Origin of the sequence: Pseudomonas sp. HOU2 (genome assembly GCF_040729435.1) — a bacterium.
GTDB lineage: Bacteria > Pseudomonadota > Gammaproteobacteria > Pseudomonadales > Pseudomonadaceae > Aquipseudomonas.
The window spans coordinates 6,004,779-6,021,536 of the sequence record NZ_CP160398.1 but is presented as its reverse complement, the minus strand read 5'-3'; the positions used below and the strand labels follow the sequence as shown (position 1 = coordinate 6,021,536).

Below are 16,758 nucleotides of genomic sequence, written 5' to 3'. Positions count from 1 at the left end.
GGTGTTCATGCAAATCCTGAATGAAAAATGGCCTTGGAGCGTACAGGCTCAGGGCACATTTTCTACAGCGGCAAATCATTTCAAAATCTGTATCAACAGCCCACCGCCCCCCCTTGTAGGAGCTGCCGAAGGCTGCGATCTTTTGATCTTGACCTTAAAAAAACAAAGTCAAAAGATCGCAGCCTGCGGCAGCTCCTACGGTTGGCTGTCATCGTCCGGCAAAGCGCAACCGCGACAGCTGGCGCAAATCCCCCTCGACGTAATAATCGTGGGTCCAGCTGTCATCCACCGCCAAGGGACTCACCTGCTTCAACTCGAGTTTTTTCGCGAAATAGCGAAAGCGGTAATGCTCATAAAACCGCAGCAATTCCAGGCCATAGCGGTCCGCCAGGTCGGTATCGCCTCGAATGATCAGGTAATTTTCGTCATTGCCGTTACTGGCCGAGGTGCTGAGGTTGTGGCTGCCGCTGATGATGGTCGGTGTATCGGTGGTGAAGTCGGTGACCACCGCTTTGGTGTGCACCAGCAGGTTGCCCTTCTGGCCTTTCATGTTTTCTTTCAGCCAGCCTTCCAGCCCAGTGTTGAGCAAAGCTGTGGCGGCGAACTCGGCGGTGCGATCGGCGTGAAATCCGGTGATGCGGCTGGCGGTGTTCTGCAGACCGTAACGCAGAATGTCGTCATGGGGCTTGCCGAGCAGCGCGTTGAGGATCGCGTCCGGCAAGGTGAACGCGGTGACGAACAGCACGTCCTTCCTGGCCGCCTCGATGATCTCGACAAACTCACGCAAATCACCACCACCGCTGCGTGGCGAGAACCCGGCGAACAGCGCCTGTGTCGGGTCCATCGGGTTGTGCTCGGTGATCCAGCTGCGCGTCGCAGCGACGTCGGCGGGGTTGGCCCAGACCTCATCGAACACTTGCAAATACCGCGCGGCAATCATCACGTCGTCGAGCGTATGCACCACATTGGCCTGGCGATAAACACCATTGGCGGTGAAATTAGTGCTGCCGCACAGCACGGCCTGCGGTTGCCGCTGACCGGCGCCATCGACTCGGCTGAGGACGATGAATTTGTCGTGAAAAATATTGTGAGTGACCCGGCCCCGCTTGTTTGCCGCCGGCAATTGGGCAAGGTTCGCTTCGTTGAGGGTTGTATCCGGGTCCTCAGGCTGGGCGTGATACAGCACCCGCACCTGTACCCCTCGGGCGAACGCCGCGTTCACGGCATCGATGATCGCCTGCAACTGATACTCGTAAATCGCGATATCCAGCGCCCAATTGGCGTCCACGGCACGCTCGATGTACCCGAGCAATCGCTCCAGCAGTCCGTTCTCCAGCCACAGTCGTGCCGCGTCGGGCCAGGCTTCGATGGGCATGTTCTTGTTGGCGCTGATCTGCGCGTCGAGGTCGGGAAACTTGCGCTGGAAGGCCTGACTAGCGGCCACGGCACGGTTGAAGATCACGCTCTGGTTGGCTGGGTGGCCGTCGTCACTGGTGATGCTCAGCTCCAGTGATTCGCCCAGTTGCGGCGCATCCGCCGTGCCGTAGGCCAGATGCACGCGATAGTGCATCGTCGTGCCCGGATTGACCGCGTAATCGGCCCAGCGGAATTTCTGCAGCGGCGCTTTATCGCTGGGTGTGGCGTGATACTGGGGGAAGGTGTGCGACTTGCCGGGAAATGTCAGGCTGTTGAACAGGAACAACCACGGTTTGTCGCCCTGCTGCTTTTCGATGGCAAACCCGAGCAAGCCTTTGCGGCGGGGTTCGGCCAGGTCCATGGCGAGTAATACGCCGTTGGTGCCGGCGTAGGCTTTGACGCGAAAATCGTCCTGAGGATTGGCGACCAGTACCCGCATGATTCACTCCTTGTGATTGGGCTGGGGTGGAGCATAGAGCAGCGCTGCAAGTTTTGATGATATCCGTTTGAACCGAGGTGGCCTCTTCGCGAGCAAGCTCGCTCCCACAGGTAAAGCAGCGTTCACATTCCTTGTGGGAGCGAGCCCGCTCGCGAGGAGGCCTGTTCAGACTTCACACATCATCGATATGCCGATAATCCACATTCAGCGCCATCGCCAATTCTCGCGCCCGAGCCAGACGGATCGGCCCACGCTCGATGTCGATCAACAATCCCGGACACTCCAGCGGCGACAGCGGCGACAAGACTTTCAAACGCCCATCCGTCACCACCAGCAAGCGCTGCTGCTCCGCCGGAAAGCGCTTCTGTCGCTGTACCAGCCATTGCTGCGCCTGCATCAACGCTGACACCAACGGCGTGCCACCGCCAGCACCCAACGCCTCCAGCCAAGTGCGCAAGCCACTTGACGCCTTCAATCCTTGCACCTGCCATTTCGGCGCGCTGCCGCTGGCGGTCAGCAAGGCCAGCCGTGCGCGCTGACGATAAGCATCATCGAACAATTGCGCGAGCAAGCCCTTGGCATCGCTCAGCGACTGATGCCTACGGGTCGATGCCGACGCATCGACGATCACCAGCCACAATTCATGGGCAGAACGCGTGCGCAGCTGGAACTGCAAATCGGCGCGTGTCTGCGGCCGACCGTTGAGCAACGTCCCCGGCCAGTTCACCAGACCGCTGCGCGCAGCGTGGCGCTGGCCCTGACGTCCGTGGTCGAGTTGTCCGGCGCGGGGTCTGGCATTCGCCCCCGCGTCGGATCGGGGACGAATGCCGGTTACTTTTTTGGCCAGCTCGGCACTTCGCGACGGGCGCCGGTGGCCAGTGCCGGGGCGGGCATATCACCCCACTGGCCCTGCCCCTCGCTTGGTTCAGCCTGGGATTTGGCCGAGCTCTGTGCGGGCGATTGCGGACTCGACGAAGATGGCTCGCGACGGCGATGACGCAGGGCAAATTCAGCCACGGCGTCGATGTCCTGCTCGGCAATTGCTGAGGCGCCGCGCCATGCCGCATGCGCACGGGCCGCACGCAGCCAGACCAGATCGGCGCGCAAGCCATCGACACCCGCCGCAAAGCAACGCTCGGTGATGCTCGCCAACGCGTCGTCATCCAGCGCAATGCTCGCCAACAGGATGCGCGCCTGTTCGCAGCGTTCACGCAGCGCCTGTTGCTGTGCTTCCCACTGTGAGCAGAACGCTTGCGGATCGCTGTCGAAATCCAGTCGACGACGGATGATCTGCCCGCGCTCGGTCGGCGCGGTGTGACCGCTGAGGGCGACGTTCAGGCCGAAACGGTCGAGCAGTTGCGGGCGCAGTTCGCCCTCTTCCGGGTTCATCGTGCCGATCAACACGAATCGCGCCGAATGCCGATGAGAAATGCCGTCGCGCTCGATCAGGTTGGTGCCACTGGCCGCCACATCGAGCAGCAGATCCACCAGATGATCGGGCAGCAGGTTCACTTCATCGACGTACAGCACGCCGCCGTCGGCCTTGGCCAGCACGCCGGGGGAAAACTGCGCGCGCCCTTCACTCAGCGCGGCGTCGAGATCGAGGGTACCGACCAGACGTTCTTCGGTGGCGCCCAATGGCAGGGTGACGAATTGACCGCTGGCGAGCAGATCAGCCAAGCCACGGGCCAGGGTGGATTTGGCCATGCCGCGCGGGCCTTCGATCAGCACGCCACCGATTTTCGGGTCGATGGCGGTGAGGCACAGGGCGAGTTTCAGGTCATCGGCGCCGACCACGGCGGAGAGCGGGAAATGCGGGGTGTCGGTCATCTTCAATACTCGGTCATGGTCGGTGTGAATTCATTTCAATGTAGGAGTGAGCCTGCTCGCGATAGCGGTGGGTCAGCAACAAACAGGTTGGCTGATACACCGCTATCGCGAGCAGGCTCACTCCTACAAAATGTTGCGGTGTGTCAGGTATCTTCTTCTATATCCAGCAGCAGGTTTTCCAGGGCTTCTTTATACACGCCGGGTTCCTGCCACATCCCACGTTGTTGTGCTTCGAGCATGCGCTCGGTCATATCACGCAGCGCATGCGGATTGTGCTCGCGGACAAAATCGCGGGTCGCAGGATCGAGCAGATAGGCATCGGCCAGCAACGCGTACTGATGATCGTCAATCAGCTGCGTGGTGGCATCAAAAGCAAACAGGTTGTCGACCGTCGCCGCCAGTTCGAAGGCGCCTTTATAGCCATGACGCTTGACCCCGTCGATCCATTTCGGATTGGCCGCCCGCGAGCGGATCACCCGGTTCAGTTCTTCTTTCAGGGTGCGGATTTTCGGCAGATCCGGCTGGCTGTGATCGCCGTGATAACTGGCCGCCGCTTCCCCGCGCAAGGTTTCCACCGCCGCGAGCATGCCGCCCTGAAACTGGTAATAGTCGTTGGAATCGAGCAAGTCGTGCTCGCGGTTGTCCTGATTCTGCAGCACCGCCTGCACCTGACTCAGGCGCTGGGCGAACTGTTCGCGGGCGGCGGTGCCCTCGTCCGCCCCGCCGTACGCGTAGGCGCCCCAGTTCAGGTAGACCTCGGCCAGATCTTCGCGGCTCTGCCACAGGCGACCGTCGATCGCGCCCTGTACACCCGCGCCATAGGCACCGGGTTTGGCGCCGAAGATCCGCCAGCCGGCCTGGCGCCGCGCCGCGTCGGCATCCAGCCCCGATTGCAAAAGCGCCTCGCGTTCAGCGCGCACCTTCGCGGCCAGCGGATTGAGGTCATCCGGTTCGTCCAGCGCTGCCACCGCTTGCACGGCGGCGTCGAACAGCCGAATCAGATTGGCGAAAGCATCGCGGAAGAAGCCCGAGACCCGCAGCGTGACATCGACCCGTGGCCGGTCGAGCAGGCTCAGCGGCAGAATCTCGAAATCATCGACGCGCTGACTGCCGGTGGCCCATACCGGGCGCACGCCCATCAGCGCCATGGCCTGAGCGATGTCGTCACCGCCAGTGCGCATGGTCGCCGTACCCCACACCGACAGACCGAGCTGACGCAGGTGATCACCGTGATCCTGCAAATGCCGCTCGAGAATCAACGTGGCGGACTGGAAACCGATGCGCCACGCGGTGGTGGTCGGCAGGTTGCGCACGTCCACCGAGTAGAAATTGCGCCCGGTGGGCAATACGTCGAGACGGCCACGACTGGGTGCGCCGCTTGGGCCGGCGGGGACGAAGCGGCCGTTCAGCGCGTCGAGCAGGCCGCGCATTTCGGCGGGGCCGCAGGCGTCGAGGCGTGGGGCGACGACTTCGCGCAGGTTGTCCAGAATCGCGTTGACTTCGACCCTTCCTGCCCCTTGTGGGAGCGACGGTGCGACGATTCGACTTGCTCGCGAAAGCGTCGTGTCAGTCGACATTGATGTACCTGACCCACCGCTTTCGCGAGCAAGCTCGCTCCCACAGGGGATTTGTAGTGCTTGGGAGATCAGTTGAGTGGCGAATAGCTCCAGGCGTTCGCGGGTGTCGCCGGCGGTGCGCCAGATTTCGTCACTGACGTTTTGCAGCTCTATCGGGCGCGGGCCGTTCCACGGATCGGCCAATGCACAGTCCAGCGGATCAAACCCCAGCTCAAACGCCTTGGCCAACGCCCGCGGCAAACTCGATTGCGCGCCCTTGCCATCGCCTCGGGGAATGCGCAGCAAGGCCAGTAGCGTGTCGATGCGCAAACGCCCGGTCGGCGATTCGCCGAAAATGTGCAGGCCATCGCGGATCTGCGATTCCTTCAGATCACACAGATAGGTGTCCAGACGCGGCAGCCAGATTGCTGCATCGGCGTCGCTGTCCAGACCGGTGTCGAGTTGCAGTTCGCGATCGATCTGCGTCTCGCGCACCAGTTGCAGAATGTCGCGCTGCAGCTCCCGCGCACGACGCGGATCGAGCAGTTGCGCCTCGTAATATTCGTCGGCCAGCAGTTCCAGATTGCGCAGCGGGCCGTAGGTTTCGGCGCGGGTCAGCGGCGGCATCAGGTGGTCGATGATCACCGCTTGTGTGCGCCGTTTGGCCTGGGCGCCCTCGCCCGGGTCGTTGACGATAAACGGATAGATGTTCGGTAGCGGCCCGAGCAATGCGTCCGGCCAGCAATTCTCCGATAGACCAACGCCCTTGCCCGGCAGCCATTCGAGGTTGCCGTGCTTGCCGACGTGAATCACCGCGTGCGCGCCGTAGGTGTTGCGCAGCCAGAAATAGAACGCCAGATAGCCGTGGGGTGGCACCAGATCCGGGTCGTGATACACCGCGCTCGGATCGACCTGATAACCGCGCGCCGGCTGAATGCCGACGAAGGTCAGGCCAAAACGCAGCCCGGCGATCATCATCCGCCCGTCGCGACACATCGGATCGTTTTGCGGCGCGCCCCAGCGTTCCAGCACTGCCGCGCGATTGGCTTGCGGCAGCGCATTGAACATCGCCAGATAGGCGTCCATCGCCAGACTTTGCTGGCACGGACGCAAGTCGATGCTGTCGAGGTCGTTGCTGACGCCGCCGAGCAATTGCTGGATCAACGCGGTGCCGCTGTCCGGCAACTGCGCCGCCAGCGGAAAGCCTTCGGCCTGCAACGCCCGCAGGATATTCAACGCGGCCGCCGGCGTATCGAGACCGACGCCATTGCCGATGCGACCGTCGCGAGTCGGGTAATTGGCGAGAATCAGCGCGATGCGTTTTTCAGCGTTCGGCAGTTGCGCCAGATCGCTCCAGCGCCGGGCCAGTTCGGCGACAAAATCCATGCGCTCGGGTTGCGCCCGATAGCAGACCACGTCGGACTGACTGCGCTCACTGCGCCAGGCCAGATCCTTGAAGCTGATCGGCCGGCTGATGATGCGCCCGTCGAGTTCCGGCAAGGCGATGTGCATCGCCAGATCCCGTGGCCCCAGACCCTGCTCGCTGTCGCGCCAACCGGGTTCGTTGTCCTGGGCGCAGATCGCTTGAATCACCGGAATATTGCGCCGGAACGGCCGCAGATGCGGCGCTTCCGGGCTGGATTGCGCGAAGCCGGTGGTGTTGAGAATCACCGCCGCCTCGACCTCATCCAGCCAGTCCTCGACCACACTCAGACAGCCGGGTTCTTTCAGGCTGGCGACGGCGATCGGCAACGGATTGAGCCCCGCTGCCTGCAAGCGCTGGCAAAACACGTCAATGAACGCGGTGTTCGCCGCTTGCAAATGCGAGCGATAAAACAACACCGCCGCAACCGGTTGACCGGGCAGCCATTCGGCTTGCCAGTCGCACAGTGCGGCGGTGTTTTTCTGGGGGTGGTAAATCGCCGTACGCGGCAGCGCTTGCGGCTCGCCCCAGACGTAGTCGCGCGCCAACCAGCGGTTGGCCAGGCAATGGAAGAAGTCCAGCGCATTGCCCATGCCGCCCTGACGCAGGAACTGCCAGAGGCGGTCGCGATCTTCGGCGGGCACAGTGCTCAGGTCGCTGAGCTCCGGGTCGGGACGGTCATCGCCCGGCACCAGAATCACCTGCACGCCGCGTTCGGACAACTCCACCAGACGCTCGACGCCATAACGCCAGTAAGCGATGCCGCCGTGCAGCGAAATCAGAATGACCTTGGCGTGACGCAGCACCTCATCGACATACAGATCGACCGAGGCATGATTCTGCACCTGCATCGGGTTGGCCAGACGCAGGCTCGGATAATCCTCGGGCAACTGCTGCGCAGCTTCGGCGAGCAGCGCCAGGCTGGAATCGCCGCTGCACAGGATCACCAGTTCGGCGGGGGTTTGTCCAAGGTCGGCAATGTTGTCATCCGACACGAAACCGCCGGGCTGGGTCCTGAGCAGGTGCATGGCTTAAACGCTGAGCGCGGCGCGCAGTTGCGCTTCGAGGTGCGCGGCGTCGAGTTCCTGACCGATCAGCACCAAACGTGTGACGCGCGCTTCGTCAGCGCCCCACTGGCGGTCGAAGTGCTTGTCGAAACGCGTGCCCACACCCTGAATCAACAGGCGCATCGGCTTGTTCGGAATCGCCGCGAAGCCCTTCACGCGCAGAATGCCGTGCTGGACCACCAGTTGCGTCAGTGCATCGAGCAGCAGGCTTTCGTCGGCTTGCGGCAGTTCGATGGAGATCGAATCAAAGGCGTCGTGATCATGGTCATCGTGATCGTCATCACCGTCGTGGTGGTGATCGTGATGACTGTGGCGGCTGTCGATGTGTTCTTCGGAACCGGCACCGAGACCGATCAGCACGTCCAGTGGCAGGCGACCGTTGCTGGCTTCGATGATTTTTACAGCGGGCGGCAGTTCTTCAGCGACTTCCAGACGTACGCGAGCGAGGTCTTCAGGGCTGGTCTGGTCGGCCTTGTTGAGGATCACCAGATCGGCGCTGGCCAGTTGGTCGGCGAACAGTTCGTGCAGCGGCGATTCGTGATCCAGGTTCGGGTCAAGTTTGCGCTGGGCGTCGACCTGATCCGGGAACGCGGCGAAGGTGCCGGCGGCCACGGCCGGGCTGTCGACCACGGTGATCACCGCGTCAACCGTGCAGGCGCTGCGGATTTCCGGCCACTGGAAGGCTTGTACCAGCGGTTTTGGCAGGGCCAGACCGGACGTCTCGATCAGTATGTGATCGAGGTCACCGCGACGGGCGACCAGTTCGCGCATCACCGGGAAGAACTCTTCCTGAACCGTGCAGCACAGGCAGCCGTTGGCCAGTTCGTAGACGCGACCGGTGGCTTCTTCTTCGGTGCAACCGATGGTGCATTGCTTGAGGATTTCACCGTCGATACCCAGCTCGCCGAATTCGTTGACGATCACCGCGATGCGGCGGCCCTGAGCGTTGTCGAGCATATGACGCAGCAAGGTGGTTTTGCCCGAGCCGAGAAAACCGGTGACGATGGTGACGGGGAGTTTGGCCAGTGTTTTCATCGGATGCCCTTTGGCAAGGTGGCGGGCATACGGGACGAGATCCGCTGCGAGCGTGCGCGCGGAAGAATTCGCCACCGGATCACCCCGCCCGGTTGTAGTGAGAAATCTGTGACGAGGCAGGTCTCCTGGCTGACGGTGTTCAGGTTTTGAGCCTGGCGTTCGTTGCGCCTTCCCGCGGGCTCTGTGGATTGAGCTGGCAGTGGCGTGGCAACGAACTTCACCGTTCACAGTTGCGGGGGCAGCCGCGGCTTTGACCGCGTTCCCTTCTTAGCTTCGGCGTGGGCCGAAGAACCTCGAAGGTGCAAGGCTACGCATCGGGTGGTGACCGGTCAATGGTTGGATTGGGGGCATATCCGTTGCTTCGGGTGCTGCCGCTGGCGGTTTCGCTCTTACAGCGAGTCACCTTTTCCAAACGCCGAAAAGGTAACCCAAAAGGCTTTGCCCCGGCGTACGGCACTTCGCTGAGGCTCAGTGTTCCCTCGCTACGGTGTCCATCCGGGGGCATCGCCTATGGTTTGCTTCGCTGCACCTCCTCTCGATGTATGCGGCTTCGCCGCATGGCGCTGCGCGCCTACCCCCTGATGGACACCTACGCTCGGCCTGCCGAAGGGGCTGAAGATCAAAAGCCACATCAAGAGCCAGAGCCAATGCCAAAGCCAAAGCCAAAGCCAAAGCCAAGGCCAAGGCCAAGGCCAAGGCCAAAGCAGATCAAAAGATCACAGCCTTCGGCAGTTCCTACAGGGGATTGGGTGTATTCGGTTGGAAATTGGTCGGCTGTCAGGCCGCCATCGCTGGCAAGCCAGCTCCCACAAAAATCAACAGCAGATCGCACCCGCTTTTCACCACTCAACACGATGAGCGTTAGCTCGAGTAAAGCTTTTGATCTGAAGGCCCGTCGGCAGGCTGAGTGGAGGGATTTATCCGGGGGTGGGAGCGCAGCGACCGTTTGGCGCAGCCAAACACAGCGAGAGGAGGTGCAGCGAAGCAAACCGTAGGCGCTGCCCCCGGATGAATCCCGGAGCGAAGGAACCCGAGCCTAGGCGAGGGCCGAACGTCAGGGCATAGACCTTTTGGTTACTTTTGGGGCGTTTGCCAAAAGTGACCCGCCGTAAGGGCGGAACCGTAATCAGCAACACCCGCAGCAACGGATCCCCCCACAAAATTGACTACATTCCCCAACCCATGCTCTCCTACACAACTTGTTACGGGTGCCCTTCACAGGGTGAAACGGGAAACCGGTGAATCATGTGCTTTACTCAAAGCCATGTCAGTCCGGTGCTGCCCCCGCAACGGTAAGCGAGCGAAGCGTCAGATCCACTGTGCCAATGCGGCATGGGAAGGTGATGCTTGCAGGTCGGCCAGACGCCAACCCCTCGTGAGCCCGGAGACCGGCCCGCAACACACAGCACGCATGCTGCGTCGCTGAACATAACAAACCCGCGGTGGGCGGGCGCTGTTCGAACCTCTGCGTGCCTGACCCGCAGGGGTTTTCATGCGCTCTATTCACCCGCTGACACTCCAGAGGGAAGCGCCATGTCGATCATCAGCAGCACCGGCAGCAACACCGACAAAATCTCCAGCACCGCCACCTTGAGCCAACGCCTGACCGCCGCGATTGTCGCGTCGATCCTCGGCGCCAGCCTGGTTTACTTCGCCGGTTTCTCGCACATCGAAGCGGTGCACAACGCCGCCCACGATACCCGCCACAGCGCCGCGTTCCCGTGCCACTGAGACCTGCCGCCATGATCAAGCGTATTGCGCAAACCGCAGGTTTCACCGGGCTGCTGGCCGCCCTGTTGCTGACCTTGCTGCAAAGTTTCTGGGTCTCGCCACTGATTCTGCAGGCCGAAACCTTCGAGAAATCCGAACCGGTGGCCGTTCACCAACATGCCGACGGCGCCATGGCCGGGCACACTCACGACGCCGAAGCCTGGGAACCGGAAGACGGCTGGCAACGCGTGGTCTCGACCACCGGTGGCAATCTGGTGGTGGCGGTCGGTTTCGCCCTGATGCTCGCCGGCCTGTACACCCTGCGGGCACCGACCAAAACCTCACAAGGTCTGCTCTGGGGTCTGGCCGGTTACGCAACTTTCGTGCTCGCGCCGACCTTGGGCCTGCCGCCTGAACTGCCGGGCACAGCCGCAGCCGATCTGGCGTCGCGGCAGATGTGGTGGATCGGCACCGCCGCATCCACCGCTGTTGGTCTGGCCCTGATCGTGTTCAGCCGTCATTGGTTGATGAAGCTGCTGGGCGTGGCGATTCTGGCTATGCCGCACGTGATCGGCGCACCACAACCGGAAGTGCATTCGATGCTCGCTCCGGAAGCGCTGGAAGCCCAGTTCAAAATCGCTTCGCAGTTGACCAACGTGGCGTTCTGGCTGGCCCTGGGCCTGATCAGCGCCTGGTTGTTCCGCCGCAAAAGCGATGGTCAATACCACGCATGACCGATGACCGCGCAGCGCCGACCTTCGTGGTTGGCCTGGGCTGCCAGCGCGGCTGCCCGGCCAGCACGCTGCGCGCGTTACTCGATCAGGCATTGCAGGCGCATCGCATCGAGCTGGAAGCGGTCAAGGCCCTGGCGAGCATCGACTTGAAGCGCGATGAGCCGGGCTTGCAGGAACTGGCCGCACAACTTGCGTTACCACTGTTGTATTTCAGCAGCGACGAACTGGCCAGTTACCAGCAGCGACTCAGCCACCATTCGCAGATCGCCTATGAGCGCACCGGCTGCTACGGCGTGGCGGAAAGTGCCGCCCTGGCCCTTGCCGAGCAGTTGATTCAGGCACCGGCAAAACTGCTGATTTCCCGGCAAAAATACGCTCAGGCAACCCTGGCATTGGCCGGCGCTGCGTAAAATCCCGATAATCCCCCTGTTTGATCATGAGCAATCTTCATCTGAAGCGTTGCCCTGCCCCGTTTTTCACAGGATTTCTGCATGACTGTCTACTTCATCGGCGCCGGCCCCGGCGACCCGGAATTGATCACCGTCAAAGGCCAGCGGCTGATCCGCAGCTGCCCGGTGATCATCTACGCAGGCTCGCTGGTACCGGCTGCGGTGCTGGAGGGGCATCAGGCCGACACCGTGGTCAACAGCGCCGAATTGCATCTCGAACAGATCATCGAACTGATCAAAACCGCGCATGCCAACGGCCAGGATGTGGCGCGGGTGCATTCCGGCGATCCGAGTCTGTATGGCGCGATTGGTGAGCAGATTCGTTATCTGCGTGAGCTGAACATTCCGTTCGAAATCATCCCCGGCGTCACCGCGACCGCAGCGTGTGCGGCGTTGCTCGGCGCCGAGCTGACACTGCCGGACGTTTCGCAGAGCGTGATTCTGACCCGCTACGCCGATAAAACTGCCATGCCGGCGGGTGAGGAGTTGAGCAGTCTGGCGCAGCATGGCGCGACCATGGCGATTCACCTGGGGGTCAATCATCTGCAGAAGATCATCGCCGAACTGCTGCCGCATTACGGCGCGGATTGCCCGATTGCGGTGATACACCGGGCGACGTGGCCGGATCAGGCTTGGGTGGTGGGGACGCTGGAAGATATTGCCGCGAAGGTCGCAGCCAAAGGATTTCGGCGTACGGCGCTGATTCTGGTCGGGCGGGTGTTGAGCAGTGAGGTGTTCAGCGAGTCGTCGCTGTATCGCGCGGGGCATGCGCACCTTTACAGACCCTGAAAGCAATTGTGGCGAGGGAGCTTGCTCCCGCCGGATCGCGGAGCGATCCCAAAACCAGACAATCCACTCATCACGGGTAAATGCATTGTCAGGTTTGTGACTGCTTTGCAGTCAAGCGGGAGCAAGCTCCCTCGCCACAGCGCCGTTTTTCAGGCCCGCAGTGAACACCTTACTCAGTAGTAGGCGTTTTCTTTCTGCGTGTGGTCGGTCACGTCGCGCACACCTTTGAGCTCTGGAATACGCTCGAGCAAGGTGCGCTCGATGCCTTCCTTCAGGGTCACGTCGGCCTGGCCGCAGCCCTGGCAGCCGCCGCCGAACTGCAGCACGGCAATGCCGTCCTCGACCACATCAATCAGGCTGACCTGACCGCCGTGGCTGGCCAGTCCCGGGTTGATTTCGGTTTGCAGGTAGTAGTTGATGCGCTCGTTGACCGGGCTGTCGGCGTTGACCATCGGTACTTTGGCGTTTGGCGCCTTGATGGTCAGCTGGCCGCCCATGCGGTCGGTGGCGTAGTCGACGACGGCATCGTCGAGGAACGCTTCGCTGAACGAGTCGATGTAGGCGGTGAAGCTTTTGAGCCCCAGCGCGGTATCTTCAGGTTTTTCTTCGCCCGGCTTGCAGTAGGCAATGCAGGTTTCGGCGTACTGGGTGCCAGGCTGGGTGATGAAGACGCGGATGCCGATGCCCGGGGTGTTCTGCTTGGAGAGCAGATCGGCCAGGTAATCGTGGGCGGCGTCGGTAATGGTAATAGCGGTCATGGAAACTCCTCGCAGGCTTGGGCGCAGTTTACGCCAATCATTGCGCCGGACAAAGTCCTAGTATTTTTGTCAGGAAAGATTCTTGACAGGCTCGCGAGCCGATTCGCCGTCGATCCGCGTTTTAAGCCACTGATAGCTGCGTTTTTCCACCCATTCGTAGCTCAGCCACGAACCCACTGCGATAGCCAAGGCACAAATAGCGAACATCAGATACGGATTGATTCCATAGCGCCGGGCAATAAAACCACCGGCAGACAGCACCAGCACGTGCATCAGATACACCGAATAAGAACAATCACCGAGCAACTTCATCAGCCGATTACGCTCGACGTAGCGCTCAAGTGATATGCAGGCCATCACCAGCACCGCACTCGGCACGCCCCAGTTCAACAGCCTTGGCGCCGGCGCCAAGTGATAGATCGCCAACAACGCGACGCCCATCGCCAACAGTGGCAGCCACAGACCCGCACCGATCCAGCCCCGGCGATAGAGCACGCCAATGCCGATCCCCAGCAAAAATTCGTAGACGATGTCCGAACGGTAAAACTCGTTGAGCCAGCCGAACGCCTGACACACCGAAAACAGCAACGCGCCAACCACCAGCAAGCGCACCTGCCAGCGAAACACCAGCGCACAGGCAAACAACACATAAAAGAGCATTTCGTAGTTGAGCGTCCAGCCGACATTCAGCGTCGGATAAATCCCGTAGCCGCCGGGGTTTTGCGCAGGAATGAATAACAGCGACGCGAGGAAATGCGCCCAATCCACGGTCTGATCCGGCAACATCGGCCGGGCGAACACCACCAGCAACGCCATCAACAGCGTGTACAGCCAGTACGCCGGCACGATGCGAAACAGCCGAAACAGCAGAAATCGCGCCGGAGGCAACGACTTGCTTTCGGTAGACAGGAAAATCACCAGACCGCTGATGACGAAAAAGACATCGACGCCGACTGCGCCTTTGTCGATGAAGAACTGCCCGACCGGGCCGCTCGCCTTGAAGTCGAAAAAAATCTGCATGAAGTGGTGGCAGACCACCGTCCACGCGGCAAGCGCCCGCAGGGCCTGCACTGAAATCAACATGATCGGCTCCCGCCCACGATTCCTGAATCCCCACCGCCCCCCCTGTAGGAGCTGCGGCACGCTGCGATCTTTTGATCTTTGTTGTTAAAGAATCAAAAGATCGCAGCCTCGTTGCACTCGACAGCTCCTACAGGGTTTTTGCGGTGTTGCTTGGAATTGGGACAGCAGGTCGATCTCAACGATCAAAGATTCTCGTAGCGGTTCATGTCCAGCACGCCCTCTTCCACCGGATCGGTTTCATGGAGGTATTGGCTCAGGTCGTGGAAATAGAACCAGAATTGCGGATGACTGCGACGGATCCCCCAACGTTCGACGATTTTCTCGAAACGGTTGGCATCCTTGGCGTTTTCCATGGCATCGACAAACTCCGGCACTTGCTCGGCCGGAATGTTGAACATGAAGTTCGGATAGCTGCTGAGTACGCCCGGATAGATGGTCAAGGTGTCCAGCCCCGGCTGGTAGCGCAGCGATTCGCCCAGCAGGAACGCCACGTTGCTGTGTGCGCGGTTACGCAGCAGGCTGTAAACCTCGCGTTTGCCGCTGCGGGTTTCGATGCGCAGCATGGTCGCTTCCGGCAGTTGATCGATAACCTTCAGACCGGCCGCCGGGCGTGACGTCAGGCGACTGAGTGCCTGCTCGGCGTTCTGCAGCGCCGGGTCGATATTCGGCCGCGAGCAGTAGGCGCCGTCACAACGATTGATCGGGTCGGGCCGCGCATTGAGGTCGCCGTAACGCGCCAGCAACTGCATGGCGAAGTCGTATTTCGGGTCTTTCTCATCGAGTTTCAGCGCGGTCGGCTTGTCGTCGTCGATGGCTTCGTAGTCGAGCCACATCTTGAACTGGCCGCTGCTCTGATACCAATCGTCCAGGTAGTCCTCGCGGGAATCGGCTGGCATCAAACGCAGGAAATTCTGCTCGGCGCCGTTGCGGATCAGGTCGAAATACAGGCGGGTCTGCGCCTGATGGGAGACGTTGCCGAACACATCGAAGTTGACTGCCAACTGATAATAGGTGCGCTCCAGCAGCGGATAGTCGAACAGCCACATGGTCTGTGGCACTTCGCCAATCAGGCCTTTGGTCACCGACGCACTGTCGAAGTGGCGGAAAATGCTCAGCAGCGCGTTGTCGTTGCCGGCCCACAGGGTCGACCAGCTCGGCGGCGGCTGGTCGGCGTAGCTGTCGCGGCGCAGGGCCTCGTATTCATTGCGCTTGTTGCGGTAGTTGTGCCACAGGCTCAGGACACTGCCGACGTCATCGTTCTGCCCCGGCATCGCCAGCAACGGCGTGGCCTGGCCGCGATAGTTCGGGTCGGTGATGTACAGGTCATGTTCCGGGGCCTGGAACAGCGCCCAGAAGTTGTCGCGAATCACGTCCGTCGCAATCTGCCCACGGCACACCGGCCCGCGAATGAAGGTGCGCACGAAGTATTCGGCGTTATCGAGCATGAACTGATAACGCGCCTGCGCCGGGATCGCCTCGAAGGTGGCGAATGGGTTGGCCCGGCTCTGCGGGCCGTAACCCGGCAACGCATTGACCTGCCAGTTGCCGCTGTAGAACAGACTTTTTACCCGCGCCATCTTCGCCGCGCTCAGCGGATAGGTGATGTGGGTCTTGTGCACGATCACCCCTTGCACCGGCCACAAGCGGTAGTAAACCTGGGTGCCCGGGTCGTCATTCGGGCGACGGGTGGCGATCAGGTCGATCGGCTGGCCGGTCGGCGTGCGTGAACGCACCCATTGGAAGTAGTGGCCCGGCTCGCCGTCCTTGAAGTAGATATGCGCCAGGAACCAGTGCTCGAACAACCAGCGCCCGACCAGACTCTGCCGCGCCCCCGGAGTGTTGAGCAGATTTTCCCACTGGACGATTTGCAGCGCTTCTTTTGCGCTCGGCGCCAGGCCTTGCTCGTCGATTGGCGCACCGGACGCCAGCCAGCGTTGCAGGGTCTGGTATTGCTGATCGGTGAGGCCAGTCACCGCCAGCGGCATGCCTTCTTTCGGGTGGGCGCCGGCGTAGCCGTCAAACTCGGCGGGCATCGCGCACATGTTTTCCCGTTGCAGGCCGAGGACGATGTCTTCCGGCAGCTTGGCATTCGGGGTCAGCGGGGTTTTGTGCCCCAATTCCAGCATCCGCGCCATCAACGCGGCCTGGCTGCCTTGGGCATCGAGTACCGAATAAAAGCCTTTCTGCTGCCAGGCGCGTTTGCCGAAGGCGTCGTAGAACAGCCGCGTGGTCGGCGCCGCTTGCGTGCGCTCACCATCGTAGACCGGCATCTTGCTCGCGCCCCGCCCTGCGCCTTCGCCGCTGCCCAGATTGAGCTGGCAGGCAGAGTCGTAGCAGGCATGGCAGGCCACGCATTTCTCGGTGAAGATCGGCTGAATATCTCGGGTATAAGAGATCGCAGGCTCTTGCGCAACGGCGCCCCAGCTTAAGAACAGCAAGAAAATGCTGATGACGCGGTACGACATGCCC

Annotated in this window: 12 protein-coding genes and 2 riboswitches; of the genes, 4 read left to right on the top strand and 8 right to left on the bottom strand. The window is 61.4% G+C overall.

Annotated elements, in window-relative coordinates:
• Positions 1-208 precede the first annotated feature (208 nt).
• From ABV589_RS27045 to cobW, 5 genes are all read right to left on the bottom strand, one after another.
• Positions 209-1,855, bottom strand: coding sequence for a phospholipase D-like domain-containing protein (locus ABV589_RS27045; protein WP_367084361.1), 1,647 nt, complete (start codon positions 1,853-1,855; stop codon positions 209-211).
• 172 nt (positions 1,856-2,027) lie between these two features.
• Positions 2,028-2,681 (bottom strand): VWA domain-containing protein, encoded by a 654-nt coding sequence (locus ABV589_RS27040; protein WP_367086232.1) that lies wholly within the window; start codon positions 2,679-2,681, stop codon positions 2,028-2,030.
• 5 nt (positions 2,682-2,686) lie between these two features.
• Positions 2,687-3,685 carry an AAA family ATPase gene (locus ABV589_RS27035; RefSeq protein WP_367084360.1) on the bottom strand — a complete coding sequence of 333 codons (999 nt, stop codon included), beginning with the start codon at positions 3,683-3,685 and terminating at the stop codon, positions 2,687-2,689.
• A gap of 143 nt (positions 3,686-3,828) precedes the next feature.
• Complete coding sequence (cobN, locus tag ABV589_RS27030) at positions 3,829-7,692, bottom strand: cobaltochelatase subunit CobN (RefSeq protein WP_367084359.1); 3,864 nt, start codon at positions 7,690-7,692, stop codon at positions 3,829-3,831.
• 3 nt (positions 7,693-7,695) lie between these two features.
• The gene (gene cobW / locus ABV589_RS27025) at positions 7,696-8,766 is read right to left on the bottom strand and encodes a cobalamin biosynthesis protein CobW (protein WP_367084358.1); all 1,071 of its coding nucleotides are present in this window, start codon (positions 8,764-8,766) and stop codon (positions 7,696-7,698) included.
• 97 nt (positions 8,767-8,863) lie between these two features.
• Positions 8,864-9,077, bottom strand: a riboswitch (cobalamin riboswitch).
• 878 nt (positions 9,078-9,955) lie between these two features.
• Positions 9,956-10,178: riboswitch (cobalamin riboswitch) on the top strand.
• A gap of 121 nt (positions 10,179-10,299) precedes the next feature.
• Here cobW and ABV589_RS27020 point away from each other — a divergent pair.
• The 4 genes from ABV589_RS27020 to cobM all read left to right on the top strand — a co-directional run bounded on the left by ABV589_RS27020 (position 10,300) and on the right by cobM (position 12,448).
• Positions 10,300-10,497: a CbtB domain-containing protein gene (locus ABV589_RS27020; protein ID WP_367084357.1), complete on the top strand. Its 198-nt coding sequence runs from the start codon at positions 10,300-10,302 to the stop codon at positions 10,495-10,497.
• A gap of 11 nt (positions 10,498-10,508) precedes the next feature.
• On the top strand, positions 10,509-11,210 hold the full coding sequence (locus tag ABV589_RS27015; protein ID WP_367084356.1) for a CbtA family protein: 702 nt from the start codon (positions 10,509-10,511) through the stop codon (positions 11,208-11,210).
• Positions 11,207-11,620 carry a cobalamin biosynthesis protein gene (locus tag ABV589_RS27010; RefSeq protein WP_003225490.1) on the top strand — a complete coding sequence of 138 codons (414 nt, stop codon included), beginning with the start codon at positions 11,207-11,209 and terminating at the stop codon, positions 11,618-11,620. Before ABV589_RS27015 ends, ABV589_RS27010 begins: the two co-directional genes overlap by 4 nt.
• An 81-nt stretch (positions 11,621-11,701) precedes the next feature.
• On the top strand, positions 11,702-12,448 hold the full coding sequence (gene cobM, locus ABV589_RS27005; RefSeq protein WP_367084355.1) for a precorrin-4 C(11)-methyltransferase: 747 nt from the start codon (positions 11,702-11,704) through the stop codon (positions 12,446-12,448).
• A gap of 173 nt (positions 12,449-12,621) precedes the next feature.
• Here cobM and nfuA read toward each other — a convergent pair whose 3' ends face one another.
• The 3 genes from nfuA to ABV589_RS26990 form a co-directional block, all read right to left on the bottom strand.
• Positions 12,622-13,206, bottom strand: a complete 585-nt coding sequence (gene nfuA, locus ABV589_RS27000; protein WP_003225494.1) for a Fe-S biogenesis protein NfuA — start codon at positions 13,204-13,206, stop codon at positions 12,622-12,624.
• 69 nt (positions 13,207-13,275) lie between these two features.
• The gene (locus tag ABV589_RS26995) at positions 13,276-14,289 is read right to left on the bottom strand and encodes an acyltransferase (protein WP_367084354.1); all 1,014 of its coding nucleotides are present in this window, start codon (positions 14,287-14,289) and stop codon (positions 13,276-13,278) included.
• A 182-nt stretch (positions 14,290-14,471) separates the two neighbouring features.
• A complete protein-coding gene (locus tag ABV589_RS26990) occupies positions 14,472-16,754 on the bottom strand; it encodes a fatty acid cis/trans isomerase (RefSeq protein ID WP_367084353.1) in 2,283 nt (760 codons plus the stop codon).
• Positions 16,755-16,758: the final 4 nt, after the last annotated feature.

Bases quoted from the DNA above. Each gene is read 5' to 3' on its own strand.
- ABV589_RS27020 (WP_367084357.1), top strand. From the start codon at position 10,300: ATGTCGATCATCAGCAGCACCGGCAGCAACACCGACAAAATCTCCAGC.
- ABV589_RS27010 (WP_003225490.1), top strand. From the start codon at position 11,207: ATGACCGATGACCGCGCAGCGCCGACCTTCGTGGTTGGCCTGGGCTGC.
- nfuA (WP_003225494.1), bottom strand. From the start codon at position 13,206: ATGACCGCTATTACCATTACCGACGCCGCCCACGATTACCTGGCCGAT.
- cobN (WP_367084359.1), bottom strand. From the start codon at position 7,692: ATGCACCTGCTCAGGACCCAGCCCGGCGGTTTCGTGTCGGATGACAAC.
- ABV589_RS27035 (WP_367084360.1), bottom strand. From the start codon at position 3,685: ATGACCGACACCCCGCATTTCCCGCTCTCCGCCGTGGTCGGCGCCGAT.
- cobM (WP_367084355.1), top strand. From the start codon at position 11,702: ATGACTGTCTACTTCATCGGCGCCGGCCCCGGCGACCCGGAATTGATC.
- cobW (WP_367084358.1), bottom strand. From the start codon at position 8,766: ATGAAAACACTGGCCAAACTCCCCGTCACCATCGTCACCGGTTTTCTC.
- ABV589_RS26990 (WP_367084353.1), bottom strand. From the start codon at position 16,754: ATGTCGTACCGCGTCATCAGCATTTTCTTGCTGTTCTTAAGCTGGGGC.
- ABV589_RS27045 (WP_367084361.1), bottom strand. From the start codon at position 1,855: ATGCGGGTACTGGTCGCCAATCCTCAGGACGATTTTCGCGTCAAAGCC.
- ABV589_RS26995 (WP_367084354.1), bottom strand. From the start codon at position 14,289: ATGTTGATTTCAGTGCAGGCCCTGCGGGCGCTTGCCGCGTGGACGGTG.
- ABV589_RS27015 (WP_367084356.1), top strand. From the start codon at position 10,509: ATGATCAAGCGTATTGCGCAAACCGCAGGTTTCACCGGGCTGCTGGCC.